Annotated in this window: 18 protein-coding genes and 1 riboswitch; of the genes, 7 read left to right on the top strand and 11 right to left on the bottom strand. The window is 70.6% G+C overall.

Annotated elements, in window-relative coordinates; genetic code table 11:
* The first annotated feature begins 17 nt into the window (after window positions 1–17).
* A complete protein-coding gene (locus E2170_RS09730) occupies window positions 18–1,274 on the top strand; it encodes a 6-phosphofructokinase (protein WP_133000469.1) in 1,257 nt (418 codons plus the stop codon).
* A 9-nt stretch (window positions 1,275–1,283) separates the two neighbouring features.
* Here the strand turns inward: E2170_RS09730 and E2170_RS09725 are convergent, their stop codons facing one another.
* Window positions 1,284–1,790 carry a hypothetical protein gene (locus E2170_RS09725; protein WP_133000468.1) on the bottom strand — a complete coding sequence of 169 codons (507 nt, stop codon included), beginning with the start codon at window positions 1,788–1,790 and terminating at the stop codon, window positions 1,284–1,286.
* A 178-nt stretch (window positions 1,791–1,968) separates the two neighbouring features.
* Here E2170_RS09725 and E2170_RS09720 point away from each other — a divergent pair, with 178 nt between their 5' ends.
* Complete coding sequence (locus tag E2170_RS09720) at window positions 1,969–3,999, top strand: sodium-translocating pyrophosphatase (protein WP_133000467.1); 2,031 nt, start codon at window positions 1,969–1,971, stop codon at window positions 3,997–3,999.
* 634 nt (window positions 4,000–4,633) lie between these two features.
* On the opposite strand, the gene E2170_RS09715 is transcribed toward E2170_RS09720, so the two are convergent.
* Both E2170_RS09715 and E2170_RS09710 read right to left on the bottom strand, forming a co-directional pair.
* Entirely contained in the window at window positions 4,634–5,287 is a 654-nt protein-coding gene (locus E2170_RS09715) for a hypothetical protein (protein ID WP_133000466.1), read from the bottom strand.
* A gap of 124 nt (window positions 5,288–5,411) precedes the next feature.
* Window positions 5,412–6,983 carry a M91 family zinc metallopeptidase gene (locus E2170_RS09710; RefSeq protein WP_133000465.1) on the bottom strand — a complete coding sequence of 524 codons (1,572 nt, stop codon included), beginning with the start codon at window positions 6,981–6,983 and terminating at the stop codon, window positions 5,412–5,414.
* A gap of 242 nt (window positions 6,984–7,225) precedes the next feature.
* On the opposite strand from E2170_RS09710, the gene ppa reads away from it, so the two are divergent.
* Window positions 7,226–7,759: an inorganic diphosphatase gene (gene ppa / locus E2170_RS09705; protein WP_133000464.1), complete on the top strand. Its 534-nt coding sequence runs from the start codon at window positions 7,226–7,228 to the stop codon at window positions 7,757–7,759.
* A gap of 46 nt (window positions 7,760–7,805) precedes the next feature.
* Here the strand turns inward: ppa and E2170_RS09700 are convergent, their stop codons facing one another.
* A complete protein-coding gene (locus tag E2170_RS09700; RefSeq protein WP_133000463.1) occupies window positions 7,806–8,498 on the bottom strand; it encodes an ion channel in 693 nt (230 codons plus the stop codon).
* Window positions 8,499–8,649: 151 nt separating this feature from the next.
* Here E2170_RS09700 and E2170_RS09695 point away from each other — a divergent pair, with 151 nt between their 5' ends.
* On the top strand, window positions 8,650–9,426 hold the full coding sequence (locus tag E2170_RS09695) for an RNase A-like domain-containing protein (protein WP_133000462.1): 777 nt from the start codon (window positions 8,650–8,652) through the stop codon (window positions 9,424–9,426).
* Between the two features lie 21 nt (window positions 9,427–9,447).
* Window positions 9,448–9,735 (top strand): contact-dependent growth inhibition system immunity protein, encoded by a 288-nt coding sequence (locus tag E2170_RS09690; protein ID WP_133000461.1) that lies wholly within the window; start codon window positions 9,448–9,450, stop codon window positions 9,733–9,735.
* Window positions 9,736–9,748: 13 nt separating this feature from the next.
* Here the strand turns inward: E2170_RS09690 and E2170_RS09685 are convergent, their stop codons facing one another.
* The 5 genes from E2170_RS09685 to E2170_RS09665 form a co-directional block, all read right to left on the bottom strand.
* The gene (locus tag E2170_RS09685; protein ID WP_133000460.1) at window positions 9,749–10,336 is read right to left on the bottom strand and encodes a DUF4136 domain-containing protein; all 588 of its coding nucleotides are present in this window, start codon (window positions 10,334–10,336) and stop codon (window positions 9,749–9,751) included.
* A 109-nt stretch (window positions 10,337–10,445) separates the two neighbouring features.
* A complete protein-coding gene (gene thiC, locus E2170_RS09680) occupies window positions 10,446–12,326 on the bottom strand; it encodes a phosphomethylpyrimidine synthase ThiC (RefSeq protein ID WP_133000459.1) in 1,881 nt (626 codons plus the stop codon).
* A gap of 81 nt (window positions 12,327–12,407) precedes the next feature.
* A riboswitch (TPP riboswitch) is annotated at window positions 12,408–12,505 on the bottom strand.
* A gap of 36 nt (window positions 12,506–12,541) precedes the next feature.
* Window positions 12,542–13,597, bottom strand: coding sequence for a 2-oxoacid:ferredoxin oxidoreductase subunit beta (locus E2170_RS09675; RefSeq protein WP_133000458.1), 1,056 nt, complete (start codon window positions 13,595–13,597; stop codon window positions 12,542–12,544).
* On the bottom strand, window positions 13,594–15,447 hold the full coding sequence (locus tag E2170_RS09670; protein ID WP_133000457.1) for a 2-oxoacid:acceptor oxidoreductase subunit alpha: 1,854 nt from the start codon (window positions 15,445–15,447) through the stop codon (window positions 13,594–13,596). Before E2170_RS09670 ends, E2170_RS09675 begins: the two co-directional genes overlap by 4 nt.
* Entirely contained in the window at window positions 15,444–17,282 is a 1,839-nt protein-coding gene (locus E2170_RS09665; RefSeq protein ID WP_133000456.1) for an FAD-dependent oxidoreductase, read from the bottom strand. Before E2170_RS09665 ends, E2170_RS09670 begins: the two co-directional genes overlap by 4 nt.
* A 172-nt stretch (window positions 17,283–17,454) precedes the next feature.
* On the opposite strand from E2170_RS09665, the gene E2170_RS09660 reads away from it, so the two are divergent.
* Window positions 17,455–18,402 carry a homoserine kinase gene (locus E2170_RS09660; protein WP_133000455.1) on the top strand — a complete coding sequence of 316 codons (948 nt, stop codon included), beginning with the start codon at window positions 17,455–17,457 and terminating at the stop codon, window positions 18,400–18,402.
* Window positions 18,403–18,427: 25 nt separating this feature from the next.
* Here the strand turns inward: E2170_RS09660 and E2170_RS09655 are convergent, their stop codons facing one another.
* Both E2170_RS09655 and E2170_RS09650 read right to left on the bottom strand, forming a co-directional pair.
* Window positions 18,428–21,493 carry an efflux RND transporter permease subunit gene (locus E2170_RS09655; RefSeq protein ID WP_133000454.1) on the bottom strand — a complete coding sequence of 1,022 codons (3,066 nt, stop codon included), beginning with the start codon at window positions 21,491–21,493 and terminating at the stop codon, window positions 18,428–18,430.
* A complete protein-coding gene (locus E2170_RS09650; RefSeq protein ID WP_243708181.1) occupies window positions 21,490–22,581 on the bottom strand; it encodes an efflux RND transporter periplasmic adaptor subunit in 1,092 nt (363 codons plus the stop codon). Before E2170_RS09650 ends, E2170_RS09655 begins: the two co-directional genes overlap by 4 nt.
* A gap of 92 nt (window positions 22,582–22,673) precedes the next feature.
* On the opposite strand from E2170_RS09650, the gene E2170_RS09645 reads away from it, so the two are divergent.
* Complete coding sequence (locus E2170_RS09645; protein ID WP_133000452.1) at window positions 22,674–23,330, top strand: TetR/AcrR family transcriptional regulator; 657 nt, start codon at window positions 22,674–22,676, stop codon at window positions 23,328–23,330.
* The last annotated feature ends 122 nt before the right edge of the window (window positions 23,331–23,452 follow it).

The following is a 23,452-nucleotide window of genomic DNA, read 5'->3' as shown; positions in this document are numbered from 1 at the left end:
CCTTGCACGGTGCCACGATGCCCAAAGGCAACCTGTTCTACGCCCAGTCCGGCGGCGTCACCGCCGTCATCAACGCCACCGCCTCGGCGGTCATCACCGAGGCGCGTGCGCGCAAGGTCCGCGTGTTGGCCGGCCGCCACGGCATCCTCGGCGCCCTGCGCGAGGAGCTGATCGACACCTCGAAGGAGCCGGCGGCCGCGATCCGCGCCCTGGCCCACACCCCCGGCGGCGCCTTCGGCTCCTGCCGCTACAAGCTCAAGTCGCTGGAAGACGACCGCGCGAAGTACGAGCGCCTGCTCGACGTGCTGCGCGCCCACGACGTGCGCTGGTTCCTCTACAACGGCGGCAACGATTCGGCCGACACCGCCAACAAGGTCTCGAAGCTGGCGGCGGAGTTCGACTACCCGCTGACCTGCATCGGCGTGCCCAAGACCGTCGACAACGATCTGGTGGTCACCGACTGCTGCCCGGGCTTCGGCTCGGCGGCCAAGTACACCGCGGTCTCGGTGCGCGAGGCGGCGCTGGACGTCGCGGCCATGGCCGATACCTCGACGAAGGTGTTCGTGTACGAAGCCATGGGCCGCCACGCCGGCTGGCTGGCCGCGGCGGCGGGCCTGGCCGGCGACGGCCCCGACGCCGCGCCGCACCTGATCCTGTTCCCGGAGCGGCCTTATGACGAGGCCGACTTCCTGGCTCGCGTGCGGAAGGTGGTCGACCGCGTCGGCCATTGCGTGGTGGTGGCCAGCGAGGGCATCCGCACCGCCGACGGCAGCTTCGTCGCCGACGCCGGCGGCGGGAAGGACTCCTTCGGCCACACCCAGCTCGGCGGCGTGGCCTCCTACCTGGCGGGGCGGGTCAAGGACGGCCTCGGCCTGAAGGTGCACTGGACCCTGCCCGACTACCTGCAGCGCTCCGCGCGCCACATCGCCTCGAAGACCGACCTCGACCACGCGATGGCCGTGGGCAAGGCCGCGGTGCGCTACGCGCTGGAGGGCCGCAACGCGACCATGCCGGCGATCATCCGCAGCTCGGACGCGCCCTACCGCTGGAAGATCGAGCCGGCGCCGCTGGACCGGATCGCGAACCGCGAGAAGACCATGCCGAAGGGCTTCATCCGCCGCGACGGCTACGGGATCACCGCCGCCGCACGAAAATACCTCGAGCCGCTGATCCGCGGCGAGGCCTACCCGCCCTACCGCCGCGACGGACTGCCGAAGTACGTCGAGCTCCGCAACACGCCGGTGAAGAAGAAGCTGCCGGCCTGGGAGGGCTGAGAGCGGCGGTCAGCCGCCGCAGGCCTTGCCTTCGACACCCATCTCCGCGGCGAACATCGGAGTGGCCGCGATCTTCCCGGCGGCGGCGGCTTCCTTCGCCTCACCGACGTAGATCCGCGACTGGCCCTGGCCATCGAGTTCGATGGTCTGGTCGACGGGCTTGCGCCAGACCCGCACCACCGCCTGCTGCGAGGGGCAGGCGGCATTGGGTACGCGCAGCAAGTCGTTGAATACCCAGCCCTCGGCCTGCGACGGGCGGGCCTTGGCGGCATCCACGAAGCGCGCACGCGGCTGGCAGTTGGGGCTGGTGCGCACCACCGCATAGCGATAGGGCTCGGCGGGGTCGCCGGTGAAGGCGCCCTCGATGCGCGCGCAGGCCTCGGGAATCTGGCGCAGGGTGTGGACGACGCCCACCGCCTGCGGCTCGACCGCGGGGCGGTCGATCTCGGGCTTCGGGTCGGCGGCCAGCGCCGGGGTCGCGGCGGCGGCGAGGAGGGTCAGGACGGCAAGGCGCATTGCGGGACTCCGCAGGTTCATGGCTGGCGCGCAGGCTCGCACGGGGCGCCTGAATCGGGTCTCCACACCCGCGCCGACGCGCTGCAGCGCCGCAATACCGCGCCGTAGGCCTATGCCATAGTCGGGCGGTTCCGACTGAAAGCAGGTTCTTTTCGTCCACACCCTGGGGAGGGTTTCAATGCTCGAGCAACAAGGACTGTGGCTGGCACTTGCCTGTGCCGGCCTGGCGATCGTCTACGGCATCTTCTCCGCGCGCTGGATCCTGGCGCGTCCCGCGGGCAACGAGCGCATGCAGCAGATCGCTGCCGCCATCCAGGAAGGCGCCGGCGCCTACCTGCGCCGCCAGTACACCACCATCGCCATCGTCGGCGTCGTGCTGTTCCTGGTGATCGGCTTCGTGCCGGCGCTGGGCTGGGCCACGGCGATCGGCTTCGCCATCGGCGCGGTGCTGTCGGGCGTGGCCGGCTTCATCGGCATGTTCGTCTCGGTGCGCGCCAACGTGCGCACCACGCAGGCGGCCACCGTCGGCCTGAACGAGGCGCTGGCGGTCAGCTTCCGCGGCGGCGCGGTCACCGGCCTGCTGGTCGTGGGCCTGGGCCTGCTCGGCGTGGCCGGCTACTTCATGTTCGTGATCGGCGAGGGCCGCGATGCGGCGGCGGTGGAAGCCGCCCTGCAGCCGATGATCGGCCTGGCCTTCGGCTCCTCGCTGATCTCGATCTTCGCGCGCCTGGGCGGCGGCATCTTCACCAAGGGCGCCGACGTCGGCGCGGATCTCGTGGGCAAGGTCGAGGCCGGCATCCCCGAGGACGACCCGCGCAATCCGGCGGTGATCGCCGACAACGTCGGCGACAACGTCGGCGACTGCGCCGGCATGGCCGCCGACCTGTTCGAGACCTATGCGGTGACCATCATCGCCTCGATGCTGGTCGCGGGCATCAGCTTCGCCACCTACGGCTGGGCCGGCGTGGTGCTGCCGCTGGTGCTGGGTTCGGCCGCGATCGTGGCCTCGATCATCGGCACCTTCTTCGTCAAGGTGCGCCCGGGCGGCAAGATCATGAACGCGCTGTACCGCGGTCTGGCCGTGTCGGGCGTGCTGGCGGCGGTGGCGTTCTGGTTCATCACCCGCGGCATGTTCGAGGCCGATCTGGCGATGCCGCTGTTCTGGTGCGCGATCGTCGGCCTGGTGCTGACGGCGCTGCTGGTGGTGATCACCGAGTACTACACCGCGACCGAGTATTCGCCGGTGCAGGAAGTGGCGCGCGCCTCGGAAACCGGCCACGGCACCAACGTGATCGCGGGGCTTGCGGTGTCGATGAAGTCGACGGCGGCGCCGGTGATCGTGGTCGCCGCGGCGATCTGGGCCTGCTACGCGGTGGCCGACCTGTACGGGCTGGCGATCGCCGCAACCGCGATGCTGTCGATGGCCGGCATGATCGTGGCGCTCGACGCCTACGGCCCGATCACCGACAACGCCGGCGGCATCGCCGAGATGAGCGGCCTGGATCCCGCGATCCGCGAGACCACCGACGCCCTCGACGCGGTGGGCAATACCACCAAGGCGGTGACCAAGGGCTACGCCATCGGTTCGGCCGGCCTGGCGGCGCTGGTGCTGTTCGCCGACTACGCGCACAAGCTCGATGCCTCGGGCACCGCGGTGAACTTCTCCATCGACAACCCGAACGTGGTGATCGGCCTGCTGATCGGCGGCATGATCCCCTACCTGTTCGGCGCGCTGGCGATGCAGGCCGTGGGCCGCGCCGCGGGCGCGGTGGTGGAAGAGGTGCGCCGCCAGTTCCGCGAGATCGCGGGGATCATGGAGGGCACCGGCAAGCCGCAGTACGACCGCGCGGTCGACCTGCTGACGAAGTCGGCGATCAAGGAAATGATCATTCCCTCGCTGCTGCCGCTGGTGATTCCGATCATCGTCGGCCTGACGCTGGGCGCGGACGCGCTCGGCGGCCTGCTGATGGGCACGATCGTGACCGGCCTGTTCCTGGCGATCTCGATGTGCACCGGCGGCGGCGCCTGGGACAACGCCAAGAAGTACATCGAGGAAGGCCACCACGGCGGCAAGGGCTCCGAGGCGCACAAGGCCGCGGTCACCGGCGACACCGTGGGCGATCCCTACAAGGACACCGCGGGCCCGGCGGTGAATCCGCTGATCAAGGTGACCAACATCGTGGCCCTGCTGCTGGTGCCGCTGCTGTAGGAACGGCCACTCCCCACCCCTGCCGTGGATCACGGCCGGGGTGCCGGGGACAGAAATGGAAAAGCGGCCTGCGGGCCGCTTTTTTGTTGTTCACCCGACTCCGCATGATGGCAATGATGCGTGGCTGTGGCGCAGTGCGCAGGTACTTGCCAGGTCGGTGCCTTGTCCGCTCGGTTGCAGATCGGAGCGGCTTCGTTGGAGAGCTCGCTGCCCGCCCCGTACACAGGGGGTGTGCTCCCCCGGCCGCCTCCGCGTCCAGCTACGGAAGCCGGCCGCCGGCCATCCATGGCCGGCTGTCCGCACACCCCCTGTGTACGGGACGGGCTGTGGCATTACTCGGCTTCGGGTCGAAGGGCAATAGCGAAGAGCAAAGGCCAAGAGCAAGAGCCACAAGCCAAGAGACGGCGCGCTGGAGCCGTTGTTTGTTTCCGGCTCGCGGGGACTTCTTCGCCCGCGACGCTCTTTTCTTCCAGATCGCAGAGGCAGTCGGGCCCGCCGTGGAGGCAGGGGGGATGTCCAGAGCCGGCCATGGATGGCCGGCGGCCGGATATGGGAGCTGGACGCGGACTCTATCCGGCTGGGCATCCCCCCTGCCTCCACGGCGGGCAGCGAACATTCCCAGCGGAGAGTGCGCTCAGTCTGCTTCGAACCCGCCGGCTGCAACGTCGAACCACGGCGTGCACAGCCGCTGCTGGCTCTCGGCGACATCGAACGACGCTGTCCACACCGCGACCTCGCCCTCCGATTCCGAGGCCTCGAACGTGGTCTCGTCGAACGGCGCCACGCCCAGGCACCAGCGCACGCGCTCCAGCCCCACGGCCAGCGACAGGTCGAACTCGAAGGCGCCGTCCACGCTTGCGCCGGGCGCCAGCCGGGTCGCCAGCGGCACCGGCGGCACCGTGGGCGTCGGCTGCGGCAGCGCGCGCGCGACGTGTGAAAGGGTCAGGGAGACATCGTCGGCCTGTTCGAAATGCGGCGCGGGCACCTCTCCGGCCTTGAGCCGGCCGGTCAGCACGGCGTGGCGGTCGCCGCGGTCGAACACCGCCAGCGGCGCATGGCCCGTGTTGCTGATGCGATAGCGCACGGCAAGCCTTTCGCCGTCGGGATCGAAGGCCACCTCCAGGGTCGCGCCTTCACCATCGATGCGGGTTCGTGCCACCCGGTCTTCCTCATGCGTGGATGCGGCGCCGGGCTGCGCCGCGGCCGTTGCAGGATGCGGCAAAGACAGGGCCGCGGACAAGGCGGCGACCATCGTGGCGCCGGCGAAGGGGATCGACTTGCGGGTCATGCTTCACCTCTGACGGGTGCGTCCACGCGGAACGCCGGTACGCACAGACTGGACGAAACAGCAGCAGCCTGCGGTGAAGGCAGGCTGCGGCTGCCCGGCGTCCATGCCGGCCGGGTCGAAGTGATCAGAGCGCGTAGCTCGGGCGATCCGGCAGGCCCAGTTCCTCGCGGATCCCGTTCTCGGTCAGGTGGTCGGGATTGGCGGTGGTCGGCGGGGTGCTGGGGTCGCCATCGAAGTCATAGGCGGGGGCGGAAGTCTCCAGGCCCACGGCCTGGCGCTCGGCATTGGGGACGCGGCCGGAGTCAGGGCCCTCGCCGCGGTAGGTGCCCGGCTGGAAGGTGCCGTTCACGCCGTTGTAGGCATGCGACATCTCGTGGTACAGCACCACGACGGGCGCGGGGAAGGCGTCCATGTGGAAGGAGGGGTTGTAGCTGATGTCGACGTTGCCGCCGGCACCGGCGCGGCCGTTGATGATGTCGGCATCGCGGCTGAAGGTCTGGGCGTAGCCGTTCTGCTCGTTGGCCAGCTCCTTGATGGTGACCACGTTGCCCTTCACGTCGGCGGCCTTGTCGAACTCGGCCAGCATCTGCTGCCCCACTGGGGACGCGCGCAGGAAGTCGAGCTCGGCCTGGATGCGCTGCACGAAGGCGTCCGAGCCCTCGACCTTGATCGTGTGGCCGACGTTGGCGTCGATGGCGACGTTGACCACGGTCGGCTTCGCGCCGGTGGCGGCGTTCACCAGGTCGCCGACCTCGGCGTAGACCGTGGCGTTGACGCCGGCGTTGTCGATCGTGTCGTCGCCGGCACCGGCGTAGACGGTGCTCTTGCCCTCGCCCACGGCGATGCGGTCGTTGCCGGTGCCGCCGGAGAGGATGTCGCTCTTGCCGGCGCCGGTGATCACGTCGTCGCCCGCGCCGCCCTCGATGAAGTTGGTGCCGGCGCCGGCGGTGATCTCGTCGTTGCCGTCGCCGCCGTGGATGATGTTGACGCCGTCGCCGCCGGTGATCACGTCGTTGCCGCTGCCGCCGAAGATGTCGTCGCGGCCGGCGCCGGAGAAGATGGTGTCGTTGCCCGCGCCGCCGTCGATGCGGTCGTCGCCGGCACCGGTGGTGATGGTGTCGTCGCCGTCGCCGCCCTCGACCACGATGTTGACCCTGACGTTGGGCGCGACCTCGATGACGTCGTCGCCGGCGCCGGCGCGGATGGTCAGCTCCTGGCCTTCGCCGAGACGGACCTCGTAGCTCTCGCCGTTGACGTTCACGTCCAGGGTGCCGTCGTCGCGCTGCTTGACCCCGATGCTGTCGTCGGCGGCGCCGGTGGTGAACACCAGCTGGTCGCTGCTGACGTACTGGCCGTCGGCGACGGTGCGCTCGCGCGCGACCTCGACGCCCTTCCCGGTGTGCAGCGGATCGACCACGATCGGCTTGCCGTCCGGGGTGCTGCGCTGGGTCCGCTCGCCGGCATTGTCGGCGGTGCCGTCGATCTTCGTGCCGTCGCCCTCGGGGGCATCGACATCCAGGGCATCGCCGCCGCCGATGACATCGATCGGGCGCGGCGCCGGGGCCTCGCTGCCCAAGGCGTCGGGACCGTGGTCGTGGCCATGGCCCGGGGCCTCGGGGTTGTTCCAGTACCCCGCTCGCTCGAACTGGGCGGTGGCGCTGGCGCCGGGATCGAAACTGGCGGACTGGATGCTCATGCGGGGGCTCTCTCGCTGGTGGATACGGTGGCGTACTGTGTAATCCGCCCGTCATGTCGCCACCAAGCTGGGGCGTGCCCCACCTCGGGTCAGCCCTGTAGCCTTTCCGAACGCCCCACGGGCCCCGAAAGCCCGTCCTTCCGCCGTTTGCTGCGTCGCAGCAGCCTGCCGCGTAGAATGGGCGCCTTATCCCCACCCCGCGGCCCGGGCACCCTCCCGCCGGCCGCCCGACTGGAGCCACCATGGGCCTGGACCACGTGAAGACCGGCAAGAATCCGCCGGACGAGATCAACGTCATCATCGAGATCCCGAAGGACGCCGAACCCGTCAAGTACGAGGTCGACAAGGAGTCCGGCGCGATCTTCGTCGACCGCGTGCTGTCCACTCCGATGCGCTATCCCTGCAACTACGGCTACGTGCCCGACACCGTCTGCGGCGACGGCGACCCCGCCGACGTGATGGTGATCCTGCCGCTGCCGCTGGTGCCGGGCTCGGTGATCCGCTGCCGCCCGGTGGGCGTGCTGAAGATGACCGACGAGGCCGGCAGCGACGAGAAGCTGCTGGCGGTGCCGGAGCCCAAGGTGTTCGCCGGCTACGCGCACATCACCGACATCGAACAGGTCTCCGGCCACTGGCTGGAGCGCATCGGCCACTTCTTCGAGCACTACAAGGACCTGGAGAAGGGCAAGTGGGTGAAGCTCGACGGCTGGGGCAACGCCGCCGAGGCCAAGGCCCTGCTGGTCGACGCGATCGAGCGCTACCGCAGCGCGGGCTGAGCGCCCGCCGCGCGCCGGCCCACGGGGCTGGCGCGCCACCGCCGGCTCAGCGGCCGGCCTTGCCGCGCTGGCGCACGATGCTCAGCGCGATGAGCCGCGACACCACCGCGGCGATGTAGCCGACCCCGGCGAACTGCTCCAGCATCACCAGCACCCGCGCATAGGGCAGCAGCGGCATGACGTCGCCGTTGCCGGTGCCTGACAGCGTGGAGAAGCTCAGGAACAGCAGCTCGATCCAGCGCCGCGGCCGCTCGGGCTCGACCACGCCGCCGAAACTGCCCGGCGCGATCGCCTGGCAGACCAGGAAGGCGTAGGCGAAGCCCCAGGCCAGCAGGGTGAAGGCCGCGGCGGCCGCGAACAGCTCGTCCGCGGTCACCGTGTGGTCTTCGAGCATGTACACGATCAGCGCGCCGGCGGCGTAGAAGTACAGCAGCGACTCCAGCGCCGCCGAGGCGGCGGCCAGCGCCGGCAGGCCGAGCGCGATCGCCGCCACCGCCAGCAGCATCGCCGGCACCGCCAACGCCCAGGCGAACCAGTTCGCCGCATGGCTGCGGAACACCACCCAGACCGCCAGCGGCACCGCCACCAGGGTGAAGGCGCTGAACAGCACGCGACTGTCGCGGCCGTCCATCAGCGGATACGCCAGCAGGCTGGCGAGCTGCACCGCGAGCAGCAGCGCCGAGGGATGCCTGGCCGCGATCGCGGGCCAGCGCAGCGGGGAACGTGGACGATCGGGCATCGGCGAAGTGTGCACTGCCGCCGCGACCGCCGCATCCGCGCGCCGGCATCGCCACGGGTAGACCCGAGCCTCGGGCAGGCACCAGCTGTCCGCGTCCTGCCCCGCCGCCTAGGCTTTCCGGCTTCCCTCCCCCGAAGAGGTTGTCGCCGGTATGGATGTCGCCCGAGCCCTTTCACCTGCGACCGAATGGTCGCTGTCCGCGCTGCAGGCCCCCGCAGGCCGCATGGCCATGGCCGCCGCGTCCGATCCCGATGCCGATCTCGCCGCGCACATCCAGGACCTGGCCGACGCCGGCGAGATCGAGGAATTCCTTGGACAGGTCCTGGACGCGATCGTGCTGGCCGGCGGTGACCCGACCTTCGGCGAACACCTTGATCCCCTGCTCGGCCGCATCCGCGACGCCCTGGGCGAACTCGACACCCGCCAGCTTCCGCGCGTCGAGCGCGATGCGGTCGAGGCCACCCTCGAGGAACTCGATGCCCACCTCGGCACCGGCGAGGTCGATGGGCCCGACGGCCCCGATGAACCCGACGGCCCGGGCCAGGTGCCCGGCGGCGGCCTGGAAGCCCATGAAAACGTCGGTGGCCACCTGATCGAGCGCCACGTTGGCAAGAGCGAGGAGTGGCTGGTCGACCGCGTGCGCCGCGAGAACATCAGCGCCGCCTCCAGCTTCCGCGATCTTCCCGAGGCCGAACACTTCGTCGCCGCCACCCTCGCCGAGCACCAGGGCCGCATCGACGCCTGGGTCGACGGCCAGGGCGGCAACCGCTTGGTGATCGACGCCCGCTTCGACGCCAGCACCGGCATCTCGGTCTCGCGCGGCGACGACAGCGCCGAGGACGTGTTCTCCGTGCGCCTGGTGCTGGAGCGCTCCAACGCGCTCGACACCGGCTACCGGATCGTGACCGGCTATCCTTCAGCGCCCTGATCCCGAAGACGAGCCCCACGCATGAGCGACACGCCCGCGCTTGAGAACTTCCTGTCCGCCTACTTCCACCAGGACTGGGCGATGGAACACGACACCGCCGACGGCGTGGTCGCGGCCTACCTCGACAGCGAGGCGGACGCGGAGATCGTCGCGGTGCGCGACGACCTTGCCCGCATCGCCGCCGAAGGCCTGGACGAGGCCACGCTGGGCGCGCGGCTGCAGGGCCTGGGCAGCGAGTACGACCCGACCCGCGACGGCGGCAGCTGGCAGGGCTGGCTGGCCGCGCTGCAGGCGGCCTTCGCGCGCTGACCCTTGGCCGGGCTCAGCGCGCCCCGGCCTGATGTGGATAGGCCGCGAAGATGTCGCGGATGGTCGAGTCGATGGCCGCGTCGCGCGCGGCGGCATCCTGGTTGCGCGTGACCCGGCCCACCGCGATGCCCTCCCACACCAGCGCATTGCGCCCCGCATCCACGAGGTCGATGTTCATCGTGCCCTCGGTGTAACGGTGCACCGTGGTGCGGTCGCTCCAGTAGGGCACGGCGACGTAGCGGCGGGCGCGATAGCTGTAGTAGTAGGCGTAGTCGACGTCGGGGATGGTGCTGACGTCGGTGCGCTGCTGCATGTAGGCGTTGATGTTGAGCCACAGGTCGGGATTGTCCTCGCTGTAGCGGTAGCCGCGCGCCTCCATTTCGGCGCGCGCGGCGGCCTTCATGCGGCCGCTGACCAGGCTGGCGTAGCCCTCGCGCTCGATCGCCAGCGGCGAGTAGAAGGCGAAGGTCCGGTAAGCGGAGAAGTCCGCGCGCGGGTCGGAATCCGAGCTGATGCGCGGGCCGGTGGCGCAGGCGGCGAGCAGCCCCAGCAGGAGCGCGGCAAGCAGCCAGCGGAGGGAGGAAGGACGGATGAGGGCCATGGCCTGGATCTCCTGGACTGGATGCCGCGAACCTAGCACGGCGGCTGCCGCCGCCAGGTGATGCGGACGCCCGGAAGGGCGTCCGTTCGCCGGGGTACTTTCGCGCCGTTCAGCCCGGGCGGTAGACCTCGGCGCCCTGGGCGCGGAATTCGGCGGACTTTTCCGCCATCCCGGCCTCCAGCGCCTCGGCGGCCTCGTCGATCCCCTGCCCCGCGGCATAGTCGCGCACGTCCTGGGTGATCTTCATGCTGCAGAAGTGCGGGCCGCACATCGAACAGAAATGGGCGAGCTTGTGCGCGTCCTTGGGCAGGGTCTCGTCGTGGAACTCCTTGGCCTTCTCCGGATCCAGGCCGAGGTGGAACTGGTCCTCCCAGCGGAACTCGAAGCGCGCCTTGCTGAGCGCGTTGTCGCGGACCTGGGCGCCCGGATGGCCCTTGGCGAGGTCTGCGGCATGGGCGGCGATCTTGTAAGCCATGATCCCGTCGCGCACGTCCTCGCGGTTGGGCAGGCCCAGGTGCTCCTTGGGCGTGACGTAGCAGAGCATCGCGGTGCCGAACCAGCCGATCATCGCCGCGCCGATCGCGCTGGTGATGTGGTCGTAGCCCGGTGCGATGTCGGTGGTCAGCGGGCCCAGGGTGTAGAACGGCGCCTCGCCGCATTCGGCCAGCTGCTTGTCCATGTTCTCCTTGATCAGCTGCATCGGCACGTGGCCGGGGCCTTCGATCATGGTCTGCACGTCGTGCTTCCAGGCGATCTTCGTCAGTTCGCCCAGGGTTTCCAGCTCGCCGAACTGGGCGGCGTCGTTGGCATCGGCGATGCAGCCCGGGCGCAGGCCGTCGCCGAGCGAGAAGGCCACGTCGTAGGCCTTCATGATTTCGCAGATGTCCTCGAAGTGGGTATAGAGGAAGTTCTCCCGGTGGTGCGCCAGGCACCACTTGGCGAGGATGCTGCCGCCGCGCGAGACGATGCCGGTCACCCGCTTCGCGGTCAGCGGCACGTAGCGCAGCAGCACGCCGGCGTGGATGGTGAAGTAGTCCACGCCCTGCTCGGCCTGCTCGATGAGCGTGTCGCGGAAGATTTCCCAGGTCAGCTCCTCGGCGCGGCCGTCGACCTTTTCCAGCGCCTGGTAGATCGGCACCGTGCCGATCGGCACCGGCGAGTTGCGGATGATCCACTCGCGGGTTTCGTGGATGTGCTTGCCGGTGGACAGGTCCATCACCGTGTCGCCGCCCCAGCGGATCGACCAGACCAGCTTCTCCACCTCCTCCGCGATGCCCGATGACACCGCGCTGTTGCCGATGTTGGCGTTGATCTTGGTGAGGAAGTTGCGTCCGATGACCATCGGCTCGCTTTCGGGGTGGTTGATGTTGTTGGGCAGGATGGCGCGGCCGCGGGCGATCTCGTCGCGCACGAACTCCGGGGTGATGATCTTCTGGATGCTGGCGCCGAAGGCTTCGCCGGGGTGCTGGCTGCGCAGCATCTCATCGCGCACCAGTTCCAGGCGCTGGTTCTCGCGGATGGCGACGTACTCCATCTCCGGGGTGACGATGCCGCGGCGGGCGTAGTGCATCTGGGTGACGTTGGCACCGGCCTTGGCGCGGCGCGGCAGCAGGCGCGCCGGGAAGCGCACCGCGTCGAGCTTCGCATTGGCCTCGCGCGCGCGGCCGAACTCCGAGCTCAGCGCCGGCAGCGGCTCGGTGTCGCCACGCTCCTCGATCCAGCGCGCGCGCAGCGCCGGCAGGCCGGCCGAGAGGTCGATGCGGGTATCGGGATCGGTGTAGGGACCAGACGTGTCGTAGACGGTGACCGGCGGATTGTCCTCGCCGCCGAACAGGGTCGGCGTCTTCGTCAGCGCGATCTCGCGCATGGGCACGCGCAGGTCGGGGCGCGAGCCTTCGACGAAGATCTTGCGCGAGCCCGGGATCGGGCGGGTGACCGACTCCGAAAGCTGGTCGGTCTGCTGCTGCAGCGGTGAGGGCACGGCGTTCATCGGCATCGTCCTGGAGTGGCGGGACGAAGCGGCGGCGCATGCTGCGGACGGATCGGGAGCCGGCATGTCCGGCGGCGATACGGCGCATCCTGCGAAGCTTCCCTACGGCGGTATCAACCGCGTCAGGTTCGAAGGGACTGTCTCAACCGCGCCTTGGCGCGGTACCCCCGCTTCGGGCGCCATTTGACCACGACGGGCGGCCCGGGCGCCATGGCTCACCTCAGCGCGGCGTTGATCTTCGCCAGCGCGGCGGCGCCCGGCCCCAGCTCGGCCGGCCCCAGCGCATTCAGCGGGGTGTCCACCGTGCCCAGGTGCGCGTGCAGGTCCTCGGCGCCGGGGTCGACGTAGAGCAGGCCGGTGACCACCTCGCCGCGGGCGTGGCGCTGCTGCACCAGGTTCATCGCCGCGATCCGGTCGCGCGGGTCGTAGCCGGCGTCGAGCTTGTGCAGGCGCAGCAGGCTGCCGTCGTGCTGGGCGACGTCGATGGTGGTGCCGGCGTCCTGCTCCAGCTCGATCGCCGTGCGCGGCGGCATCACGTCGAGCCGGTTGACCGCCTCGTTGTGCTCGCGCACGTAGTCGTAGCTCTTGGTGCTGCCGGCATGGTTGTTGAACGCCACGCAGGGGCTGACCACGTCGATGAAGGCGGCGCCGCGGTGCGACAGCGCGCCCTTGATCAGCGGCACCAGCTGCTGCTTGTCGCCGGAGAAGCCGCGGCCGACGTAGCTCGCGCCCAGCTGCAGCGCCATGGTCACCAGGTCGAGCGGCGAATCGGCGTTCGCCACGCCCCTCTTCGACACCGAGCCCTGGTCGGCGGTGGCCGAGAACTGGCCCTTGGTCAGGCCGTAGACGCCGTTGTTCTCGACAATGTAGGTCATGTCCACGCCGCGGCGGATCGCGTGCACGAACTGGCCGATGCCGATGGACGCGGAATCGCCGTCGCCGGAGACGCCGAGGTAGGTCAGCGAACGATTGGCGAGGTTGGCGCCGGTCAGCACCGAGGGCATGCGCCCGTGCACGGTGTTGAAGCCGTGCGACTGGCCGAGGAAGTAGTCCGGGGTCTTGGAGCTGCAGCCGATGCCCGAGAGCTTGGCGATGCGGTGCGGCTGGATGTCGAGCTCCCAGCAGGCCTGGATGATCGCCGCCGAGATCGAGTCATGCCCGCAGCCCGCGCACAGGGTGCTGATCTTGCCCTCGTAGTCGCGGCGGGTGAAGCCGATGGCGTTGCAGGCCAGTGTCGGGTGGTGCAGCTTGGGCTTGGTGAGCCAGGTCATGCCACCTTCTCCTGTCGCGCCGACGGGCGCAGGTGGTCGCCGATCGCGCCGCTGATGAAGCGCGCGGTGACCGGGGTGCCGTCGTAGTGCAGCACCGCCACCAGGCGCGCGGGATCGGTGCCGAAGGCGTCGATGAGGAGCAGGCGCAGCTGCGCGTCGCGGTTCTGCTCGACCACGAACACCTGCTCGTGGCCGTCGATGAAGTCGCGCACGGAGTCCGGGAAGGGATAGGCACGCACCCGCAGCGTGTCCAGCGCGATGCCGGCCTCGCGCAGCTGTTCGATGGCCTCCGCCATCGCCGGGCTGGTCGAGCCGTAGAAGATCGCGCCGAAGCGTGCCGGCGCATCCGCCTGCGACGGCGCCGCGCTGGACAGCACCGGCTGCGGTACCAGCGCCTTCGCGGTGTCGAACTTCTGCAGCAGGCGCTGCATGTTGTAGACGTAGTCCGGACCACGCTCGGAGTACTGCGCCTGAGGATTGCGGGATGTGCCGCGGGTGAAATACGCGCCCTTGTCGGGATGCGTGCCCGGCCACGTCCGCCACGGAATGCCGTCGCCGTCGACGTCCTTGTAGCGCGCGAACTCGCGTCCGGACTCCAGGTCGTCGGCGGTCATCACCTTGCCGCGGTCGTAGCCGCGGGCGTCGTCCCATTCGAAGGGCTCGCACAGGCGCTGGTTCATGCCGATGTCGAGGTCGGTGAGCACGAACACCGGCGTCTGCAGCCGGTCGGCCAGGTCCAGGGCGGCGGCGGCGAAGTCGAAGCACTCGCGGGGATCCTCGGGAAACAGCAGCACGTGCTTCGTGTCGCCGTGCGAGGCGTGGGCGCAGGCCAGCACGTCCGACTGCTGGGTGCGCGTGGGCATGCCGGTCGACGGCCCGCCGCGCTGCACGTCGATGATGGTCACCGGGATCTCGGCGAAGTAGGCCAGGCCGATGAACTCGTTCATCAGCGACACGCCTGGCCCCGAAGTGGTGGTGAACGCGCGCGCACCGTTCCAGCCGGCGCCGACCACCATGCCGATCGAGGCGATCTCGTCCTCGGCCTGGATGACCGCGTGGCGTGCCCGGCCCTCGTCGTCGGTACGGAACGTCCGGCAGTACTTCTGGAAGCCCTCGGCCAGCGAGGACGAGGGCGTGATCGGGTACCAGGCACAGACCGTGGCCCCGCCGTAGACGCAGCCCAGGGCCGCTGCGTCGTTGCCGTCGACGAAGATCCGGTCGCCGACCGCGTCCGCCGGCCACACCCGCAGGCCGATCGGATGCGGCAGGTTCGCCACGACCCATTCGCGCCCCATGTGCAGGGCGGCGACGTTGGGCGCCTGCAGCTTCGGCTTGGCCTTGTACTGCTCGCCGATCAGCGCCTCGACCACAGCCATGTCGATGTCCAGCAGCGCCGACAGCGCGCCGACGTAGGTGATGTTCTTGAACAGCTGGCGCTGGCGCGGGTCGTCCCAGGCGGCGTTGCAGATCTCGGTCAGCGGCACGCCGATCACGGTGATGTCGTCGCGCAGCCGCGCGCGCGCGATCGGCTTGCTGCTGTCGTGGAACAGGTAGCCGCCGGGCTCGATCTCGGCGACGTCGGCGTCCCAGGTCTGCGGGTTCATCGCCACCATCAGGTCGACGCCGCCGCGCCGGCCCAGCCAGCCGGCCTCGCAGACCCGCACCTCGTACCAGGTCGGCAGGCCCTGGATGTTGGAGGGGAAAATGTTGCGCGGGCTGACCGGCACGCCCATGCGCAGGATGGCCTTGGCGAACAGCTCGTTGGCCGAGGCCGAACCCGAGCCGTTGACGTTGGCGAACTTGACCACGAAGTCGTTGACCGCCTGCAGCGGCGAGTGGCCCGGGGTCATGCCGCCTCCTTCGCGCGGTCGGCGCGGCGGTCGCCGCCGGCATGGGTCTCCAGCAGCAGGAACTTCTGCATGTCCCAGGCGCCGGTGGGGCAGCGCTCGGCGCAGAGGCCGCAGTGCAGGCAGACGTCCTCGTCCTTGACCATCACCCGGGTCGTCTTCAATGGCTCGGACACGTACAGCGGCTGCTCCGTGTTCAACGCCGGCGCGGTCAGCCGCGTGCGCAGCTCGGCCTCCTCGCCGTTGGCGGTGAAGCTGATGCAGTCGGTCGGGCAGATGTCGGCGCAGGCGTCGCATTCGATGCACTTGTCGCGGGTGAACACCGTCTGCACGTCGCAGTTGAGGCAGCGCTGGGTCTCCTTCCAGGCGGTGGCGGCGTCGAAGCCCAGCTCGACCTCGACGTGCATGCTGTCGAGCTTCTTCGCCGCCTCCGACCACGGCACCGCGAAGCGCTCGTCATGCGAGACCGCGTTGTCGTAGCGCCACTCGTGGATGCCCATCTTCTGCGATTCCAGCGTCACGCCGGGCGCGGGCCGCTCGTGCGTGTCCTCGCCCTCGAGCAGGCGGTCGATCGTGATCGCGGCGGCGTGACCGTGCGCCACCGCCCAGATGATGTTCTTCGGCCCGAAGGCGGCGTCGCCGCCGAACAGCACCTGCGGCAGGGTCGACTGGTGGGTCACCGCGTCGACCACCGGCATCCCCCATTCGTCGAATTCGATGCCGAGGTCGCGCTCGATCCACGGAAAGGCGTTCTCCTGTCCAACCGCGATCAGCACCTCGTCACAGGGGATCACCTCGTCCGGCTCGCCGGTCGGGACAAGCTTGCGGCGGCCGCGTTCGTCGTACTCGGCGCGCACGCGCTCGAAGCGCATCCCGGTCAGCCGCCCGCTGGCGTGCTCGAAGGCCTTGGGCACGCGGTAGTCGAGGATCGGGATGCCCTCGTGCATCGCGTCCTCCTTCTCCCAGGGGCTGGCCTTCATCTCGTCGAAGCCCGAGCGCACCACCACGCGCACGTCCTCGCCGCCGAGCCGCCGCGCCGAGCGGCAGCAGTCCATCGCGGTATTGCCGCCGCCCAGCACCAGCACGCGGCGGCCGACACGCGTGACGTGGCCGAAATAGACGTTGGCCAGCCAGTCGAGGCCGACGCGGATGCTGGCCGCGCACTCTTTCCGCCCCGGCAGGTCGAGGTCGCGCCCGCGCGGCGCGCCACTGCCGACGAAGACCGCGTCGAAGCCCTGCGCCAGCAGCTCGCGCATCGACTCGATGCGCGTGTCGCCGACGAAGTCCACGCCCATGTCGAGGATGTAGCCGGTCTCCTCGTCGATCACTTCCTCCGGCAGGCGGAAGCGCGGCACCTGGGTGCGCATGAAGCCGCCGGCCTTCGGATCGGCCTCGAACACCGTCACCGCATAGCCCAGCGGCGCGAGGTCGCGGGCGACCGTGAGCGACGAAGGCCCGGCGCCGACGCAGGCGACACGGCGCCCGTTGCCCTGCGCCGGCGGCTTCGGCATCCGCCCGCGCACGTCGCCCTTGTGGTCGGCGGCGACGCGCTTGAGCCGGCAGATCGCCACCGGCTCGGGCTTGTCGCGCATCGACGCGGGGCCGTTGTTCTCCTCGACCCGGCCGCGGCGGCAGGCGGGTTCGCAGGGCCGGTCGCAGGTGCGGCCGAGGATGCCCGGGAACACGTTGCTCACCCAGTTGACCATGTAGGCGTCGGCGTGGCGGCCGGCGGCGATCAGGCGGATGTATTCAGGAACCGGGGTGTGCGCGGGACAGGCCCACTGGCAGTCGACGACCCTGTGGAAGGTGTCGGGCTTGCTGATGTCGGTCGGCTTCACTGCGCCCCCCGTGGCTGGCTGGCCGGACGCGCCGGCGGTCGCTCGCGGACCCAGTCTAGGCGCAAGCGCGCGCAGGCATTGCCGCGCCGCAGCACGGCCCAGGGGCCGGCCCGATCGCGCGGATACGGTCCCTGCCTGTCCGCGATACGGTGCAGGATGGGAGAATCCCGGCATGGATCCACAGCATCGGCAGGCCCGCGCCTTCGCCCCGGCCAGCGTCGGCAACATCGGCGTCGGCTTCGACCTGCTCGGGCACGTCATCGACGGGCCGCGGGACCTCGCCACCGTGCGCCTCGTCGACGAGCCCGGCGTGCGCGTGGACGCGGTGCGCGGCGAGGTGCGCGGCATCGAAAGCATTCCGCTGGAGGCCGAAGCCAACACCGCCGGGCGCGCGCTGATGGCCCTGCGCGAGGCGCTCGGCCTGACCCAGGGCTTCGCGGTCGAACTCGACAAGGGCATTCCGCTGGGCTCCGGCCTCGGCGGCTCGGCGGCGTCCTGCGTCGCCGCCCTGGTCGCGGCGAACGCGCTGCTGGAACAGCCGCTGTCGCGAGAGGCGCTCTACCCCTTCGCGCTCGAGGGCGAGTGGGCCTCGACCCACAGCCGCCAGGGCGACAACGTCGGGCCGATGCTGGTCGGCGGCATCGCACTGGCCACGCCGACCCGGTTGCTGCGCCTGGACGCGCCCGACTGGCTGCACTGCGTGGCGATACGGCCCGACCTGGTGCTGGAAACGCGGCATGCGCGCGCCGTGCTGGCCGAGCCGTATCCGCTGGCACAGGTGGTCGCGCATTCAACGCATCTGGCGCTGTTCCTCACCGGCCTGGCACGCGCGGACGCCGCCATGATCGGCGAAGGCCTGCGCGACATCCTGGTGGAACCGCGGCGCGCGCCGCTGATCCCCGGCTTCGCCGCGGTGAAGCAGGCCGCGCTCGACCACGGCGCGCTGGGCGCCAGCATCTCCGGCGGCGGACCCTCATGCTTCGCATGGTTCGCGACGCGGGACGCCGCGGAGGCGGCGCTGCCGGCAATGGTGGAGGGCTTCGCCGCCGCCGGCCATGCCGCACGGGGTTACGTATCGCGCGTTGCAGGCCCACGCGCCGAAGTGACGGAAATGCAGTGAGCCCAAGCCCTCCGTACCGCGCCCATCAAGCCGCCGGCTCGTCCCGCCGCACCCGGAACCAGGCCGCATACAGCGCCGGCACGAATAGCAGGGTGAGCACGGTCGCCACGGTCAGCCCGCCCATGATCGCCACTGCCATCGGCCCGAAGAACACGCTGCGCGACAGCGGGATCATCGCCAGGATCGCCGCCAGCGCGGTCAGCACGATCGGCCGGAAGCGGCGCACGGTGGCATCGATCACCGCGTCCCAGCGCGCATGCCCGGCATCGATGTCCTGCTGGATCTGGTCGACCAGGATGATCGAATTGCGCATCACCATGCCCGCCAGCGCGATCGTGCCCAGCAGGGCCACGAAACCGAAGGGCACGCGGAACACCAGCAGGAACAGCACGGCGCCGACCAGCCCCAGCGGCGCGGTGGCGAACACCAGCAGGCTGCGCGGGAAGCTGCGCAGCTGCAGCATCAGCAGCGTCGCCACCACGATCAGGAACAGCGGCATGCCGGCCTTGATCGAATCCTGCCCGCGCCCCGAATCCTCCAGGGTGCCGCCGGTCTCGAGCAGGTAGCCCGCCGGCAGGGCCTCGCGGATGCCCTCCAGTGTCGGCAGGACCTGCGCCACCACGGTCGCCGGCATGGCATCGCCGCGCACGTCGGCGCGCACGGTCACCGTCGGCAGGCGGTCGCGGTGCCAGATGATGCCGTCCTCGAAGGCGTATTCCAGGCGCGCCACCTGCGACAGCGGCACCGGCTGGCCGTCGGCCCCGTGCACCACCAGGTCGCCGAGCGCGTCCAGGCCGGTGCGCTCGTCCAGCGGCCCGCGCACCAGCACCTCGATCAGTTCGTTGCCTTCGCGGTAGACGCTCACCGCCTGCCCCGACAGCGAGGCCGACAGGAAGCGCGCCAACTGCTGCGAATCCACGCCCATCACCCGCGCGCGTTCCTGGTCGACCACCAGGCGCACCACCTTGCTCGGCTCGTCCCAGTCCAGGTTGACGTTGGCGACGTGCGGGTTCTCGCGCACCCGGTCGGCGACCTCGCGGGCGATCGCGCGCGCCTGGTCGGCGTGTTCTCCGGAGATGCGGAACTGCACCGGATAGCCCACCGGCGGCCCGTTCTCCAGCCGGGTCACGCGCAGCTGCAGCTCGGGAAACTGCGGCGCCACCTCGTCGACCAGCCAGTCGCGCAGCGCCTCGCGGGATTCGACGTCACGCGCCAGCACCACGAACTGCGCCAGGTTGGTCTGCGGCAGCTGCTGGTCCAACGGCAGGTAGAAGCGCGGCGAACCGCTGCCGATGTAGGCGACGTGGTTGTCGATCCCGTCGCGCCCGGCCAGCAGGTCCTCCAGGCGCAGCGCGGCGGATTCGGTCGCGCGCAGCGAAGCGCCCTCGGCCAGCTCCAGGTCGACCATCAGCTCCAGCCGCTGCGAATCCGGGAAGAACTGCTGCGGCACGAAGCGGAAGCCCAGCAGCGACAGCACCAGCAGGGCCACCGTCGCCGCGATCACCAGCCAGCGATGCACCAGGCACCAGTCCAGCAGCCGGCGAAGCCGGCGGTAGAACGGCCGCTGGTAGGGGTCGTGGTCGTGCGCCTGCGCCGGATGGTCGGGCAGCATCTTCTCGCCCAGCCACGGAATGAACAGCACCGCCGCCACCCACGACACCACCAGCGCGATCGTCACCACCTGGAACAGCGAGCGCGTGTACTCACCCACCGACGAAGCCGCCGTCGCGATCGGCAGGAAGCCCGCCGCGGTCACCAGCGTCCCGGTCAGCATCGGGAAGGCGGTGTGCGTCCAGGCATAGCCGGCGGCCGCCAGCCGGCTGTCGCCCTGCTCCATGCGGATGGCCATCATCTCCACCGCGATGATGGCGTCGTCCACCAGCAGGCCCAGCGCCAGCACCAGGGCGCCCAGCGAGACCTTGTGCAGGCCGATGCCGAACCAGTGCATCGCGGCGAAGGTCATCGCCAGCACCAGCGGGATCGACACCGCCACCACCAGGCCGGTGCGCAGGCCCAGCGAGAAGAAGCAGACCAGCAGCACGATCACCACCGCCTCGACCAGCACCTTCACGAACTCGCCCACCGACTCGCGCACCGCGGCCGGTTGGTCGGACACCTTGTGCAGCGCCATGCCCAGCGGCAGCGTGGCCTGCAGGCGCTCGGCCTCCGACGCCAGCGTCTCGCCCAGCGCGAGGATGTCGCCGCCGTCGCGCAGGGCCACGCCGATGCCGATCGCGTCTTCGCCCATGAAGCGCATCCGCGGCGCGGCGGGGTCGGCGTAGCCGCGGCTGACCTCGGCCACGTCGCCCAGGCGCAGGGTGCGGTCGCCGGCGCGCACCGGCAGCGCGCGGATGTCGTCGATCGAACGGAAGGCGCCATCCACGCGCAGCTGCACGCGATCGCTCCCGGTCTCGACGAAGCCGGCCGCCGCCACCGCGTTCTGCTGCGACAGCGCCTGCTGCACCGCCGCCAGCGGCACGCCGAGGTTGGCCAGGCGGGCGTTGCTGGCCTCGATGAAGACCTTTTCGTCCTGCAGGCCGATCAGCTCGACCTTGCCGACGTCGGGCTGGCGCTGCAGTTCCAGCTCGATGCGTTCGGCGTAGTCCTTGAGCACGGCGTAGTCGAAACCTTCGCCGGTCAGCGCGTAGATGTTGCCGAAGGTGTCGCCGAACTCGTCGTTGAAGAAGGGCCCGATGACCTCCGACGGCAGCGTGGCGCGAATGTCGCCGACCTTCTTGCGCACCTGGTACCAGAGGTCGGGAACATCGCGCGAGGGCAGCGAGTCCGCGGCCATGAAGATCACCTGCGATTCGCCCGGCCGCGAGTACGAGCGGACCATCTCGTAGCGGCCGGTTTCCATCACCGCGCGCTCGATGCGGTCGGTGACCTGGCGTGCGACCTCGTCGGCGGTGGCGCCCGGCCACAGGGTGCGCACCACCATGGCCTTGAAGGTGAAGGGCGGATCCTCGGACTGGCCGAGCTGCCGGTAGGACCAGGCGCCGACCAGGGCGGCGACCAGCATCACGTACAGGACCAGGCTGCGGTTGCGCAGCGCCCATTCCGACAGGTTGAAGCGGGACCCGCCGCTCATCGCGCCGGCGCCACGACCGCGCGATTTTGCCGGTCGACCGCGGTGACCTCCTGGCCTTCGCGCAGCAGGTGGCCGCCGGCCACCACCACCCAGTCGTCCGGCGACAGGCCGGCGACCACCGGCACCTGCTCGGCGCCGAAGTCGCCGGCATCGATCGCGACCGCATGCACGCGGCCATCCGCGAACACCCAGACCGACGCCCCGCCACCGTCAGCGGCCTGCACCGCCGAAAGCGGCACCGACAGCGCCGAACCCTCGTGGGCGGCATGCACCTTGGCACTCTGCCCCAGCGCGACGCGCGCGGCGTCGGCCTCGTCGATCGCCACGCGCGCGGCATAGGTGCGCGCGGCCGGGTCGGCGGCCGGCGAGATCTCGCGGAACCGCCCGCGCAGGCGTTCGCCCGGCGCATTCCACAGTTCGACCTCCACCACCTGCCCCACCGCGTAGTCGCCGACCGCCGATTCCGGCAGCGCGATCGCCACCTCGCGGCCGTCGTCGCCGGCCAGCGTGAACACCGCCTGCCCGGCCGCGACCACCTGGCCGGCCTCGGCCTGGCGACTGGCGACCACGCCGTCGGCCGGCGCACGCAGTTCGGCGTAGCCGGTCTGGTTGCGCGCGACCTCGACCTGGGCGCGGGCGGCGCGGACCTCGCCCTCGGCGGCGCGCCAGGCGGCCTCTTGCGCGTCCATCGTCGAGCGGCTGACCAGTTGGTCCGCGGCCAGCGCGGCGTAGCGGGCGCGATCAGCCGCGGCGCGCTTGAGCTGCGCCTCCGCGGCCGAGAGCTGGGCCTCGGCGGCGCGGGCCTGGGCCTGGAAGTCGCCGGGATCGATCACCGCCAGCAGCTGGCCGCGGACGACCCGGTCGCCGACATCGACCTCGCGCCGCACCAGCTCGCCGCCCACGCGGAAGGCCAGCGGGCTTTCCTCGCGCGCGCGGACCTCGCCCGGGAAGCTGCGGGCGACGCCCGGCGCGGACTGCGGCTGGGCTACAAGCACGGGGCGCGCGGGCGCCGGTTCGGCCCTGTCGCCGCCGCAGGCGCTCAGCGCAAGCACCAGGGAAACGGCCACCGCACAGCAGATTCCGCGCATAGACGACATGGGAGCTCCTGCTGCAGGCCTGCGGCCCTGTTCCGGGTCGGCGAATGCTATAGTTACCAAACTCCACGGTCCAGTATTTATCGATGCCCAAGCCAAGCGACAGCCAGGCACCCCAGCGCCCCGCACCCGGACGCCCCAAGGACCTCGCCAAGCGCGCCTCGATCCTCGAGGCCGCCAAGTGCATGTTCCTGGCGCACGGCTTCGAGGGCGTGAGCATGGACCAGATCGCCGCCCGGGCCGGGGTGTCCAAGCTCACCGTGTACAGCCATTTCGGCGACAAGGAAGCCTTGTTCGTCGAAGCCGTCGAGCACTACTGCGACGAGCAGGTGCCCGCGGCGCTGTTCACCCCCGCGCCCGAACAGCCGCTGCGGCCGCGCCTGCTGGGCATCGCGCGCGCGGTGCACGCGCTGATCGCCTCGCCCGAGGCGGTCTCCGCCTTCCGCCTGATGTGCACGCCGGTGCCCGTGGGCTCGCAGCTGCCGGACATGTTCTGGAACGCCGGCGCCGGCCACCTCCAGGCCGGGTTCGCGGCGCTGCTGGAACGGCGCACCGCCGCCGGCGAACTCGCCGTGGACGACTTCGCGCGGGCCGCGGGACAGTTCTTCGCCCTGCTCAAGGGCGACCTGCATCCGCGTCTGCTGATGGGCTGCGGCGCCCCGCCCGGCTACGACGCCGAGGCCCACATCGCCGCCACCGTCGACATGTTCCTTCGCGCCTATGCCCCGCCCCCTGCGCCCTGACGCCGCCGCCACCCGGCCCGGTGACTTCCGGCACTCAATCCACGACCGCGGCCGCGGCGATGCTGTCAACGCCACGCCGCAGGATTCCCAGTAAAATGGCCGGTCACCCCGACCAGCCAGGC

The organism is Luteimonas arsenica (genome assembly GCF_004352825.1).
Taxonomy (GTDB): domain Bacteria; phylum Pseudomonadota; class Gammaproteobacteria; order Xanthomonadales; family Xanthomonadaceae; genus Luteimonas; species Luteimonas arsenica.
This window is presented reverse-complemented; position numbering and strand designations above follow the sequence as displayed.

What these genes read in the sequence shown, in the direction of transcription:
- E2170_RS09685 (WP_133000460.1), bottom strand. Translation starts at nt 10,336, where the DNA reads ATGGCCCTCATCCGTCCTTCCTCCCTCCGCTGGCTGCTTGCCGCGCTC.
- E2170_RS09730 (WP_133000469.1), top strand. Translation starts at nt 18, where the DNA reads ATGCCCAAAGGCAACCTGTTCTACGCCCAGTCCGGCGGCGTCACCGCC.
- E2170_RS09720 (WP_133000467.1), top strand. Translation starts at nt 1,969, where the DNA reads ATGCTCGAGCAACAAGGACTGTGGCTGGCACTTGCCTGTGCCGGCCTG.
- E2170_RS09725 (WP_133000468.1), bottom strand. Translation starts at nt 1,790, where the DNA reads ATGCGCCTTGCCGTCCTGACCCTCCTCGCCGCCGCCGCGACCCCGGCG.
- ppa (WP_133000464.1), top strand. Translation starts at nt 7,226, where the DNA reads ATGGGCCTGGACCACGTGAAGACCGGCAAGAATCCGCCGGACGAGATC.
- E2170_RS09660 (WP_133000455.1), top strand. Translation starts at nt 17,455, where the DNA reads ATGGATCCACAGCATCGGCAGGCCCGCGCCTTCGCCCCGGCCAGCGTC.
- E2170_RS09700 (WP_133000463.1), bottom strand. Translation starts at nt 8,498, where the DNA reads ATGCCCGATCGTCCACGTTCCCCGCTGCGCTGGCCCGCGATCGCGGCC.
- E2170_RS09650 (WP_243708181.1), bottom strand. Translation starts at nt 22,581, where the DNA reads ATGCGCGGAATCTGCTGTGCGGTGGCCGTTTCCCTGGTGCTTGCGCTG.
- E2170_RS09645 (WP_133000452.1), top strand. Translation starts at nt 22,674, where the DNA reads ATGCCCAAGCCAAGCGACAGCCAGGCACCCCAGCGCCCCGCACCCGGA.
- E2170_RS09670 (WP_133000457.1), bottom strand. Translation starts at nt 15,447, where the DNA reads ATGACCCCGGGCCACTCGCCGCTGCAGGCGGTCAACGACTTCGTGGTC.
- E2170_RS09690 (WP_133000461.1), top strand. Translation starts at nt 9,448, where the DNA reads ATGAGCGACACGCCCGCGCTTGAGAACTTCCTGTCCGCCTACTTCCAC.
- E2170_RS09675 (WP_133000458.1), bottom strand. Translation starts at nt 13,597, where the DNA reads ATGACCTGGCTCACCAAGCCCAAGCTGCACCACCCGACACTGGCCTGC.
- thiC (WP_133000459.1), bottom strand. Translation starts at nt 12,326, where the DNA reads ATGAACGCCGTGCCCTCACCGCTGCAGCAGCAGACCGACCAGCTTTCG.
- E2170_RS09710 (WP_133000465.1), bottom strand. Translation starts at nt 6,983, where the DNA reads ATGAGCATCCAGTCCGCCAGTTTCGATCCCGGCGCCAGCGCCACCGCC.
- E2170_RS09695 (WP_133000462.1), top strand. Translation starts at nt 8,650, where the DNA reads ATGGATGTCGCCCGAGCCCTTTCACCTGCGACCGAATGGTCGCTGTCC.
- E2170_RS09715 (WP_133000466.1), bottom strand. Translation starts at nt 5,287, where the DNA reads ATGACCCGCAAGTCGATCCCCTTCGCCGGCGCCACGATGGTCGCCGCC.
- E2170_RS09655 (WP_133000454.1), bottom strand. Translation starts at nt 21,493, where the DNA reads ATGAGCGGCGGGTCCCGCTTCAACCTGTCGGAATGGGCGCTGCGCAAC.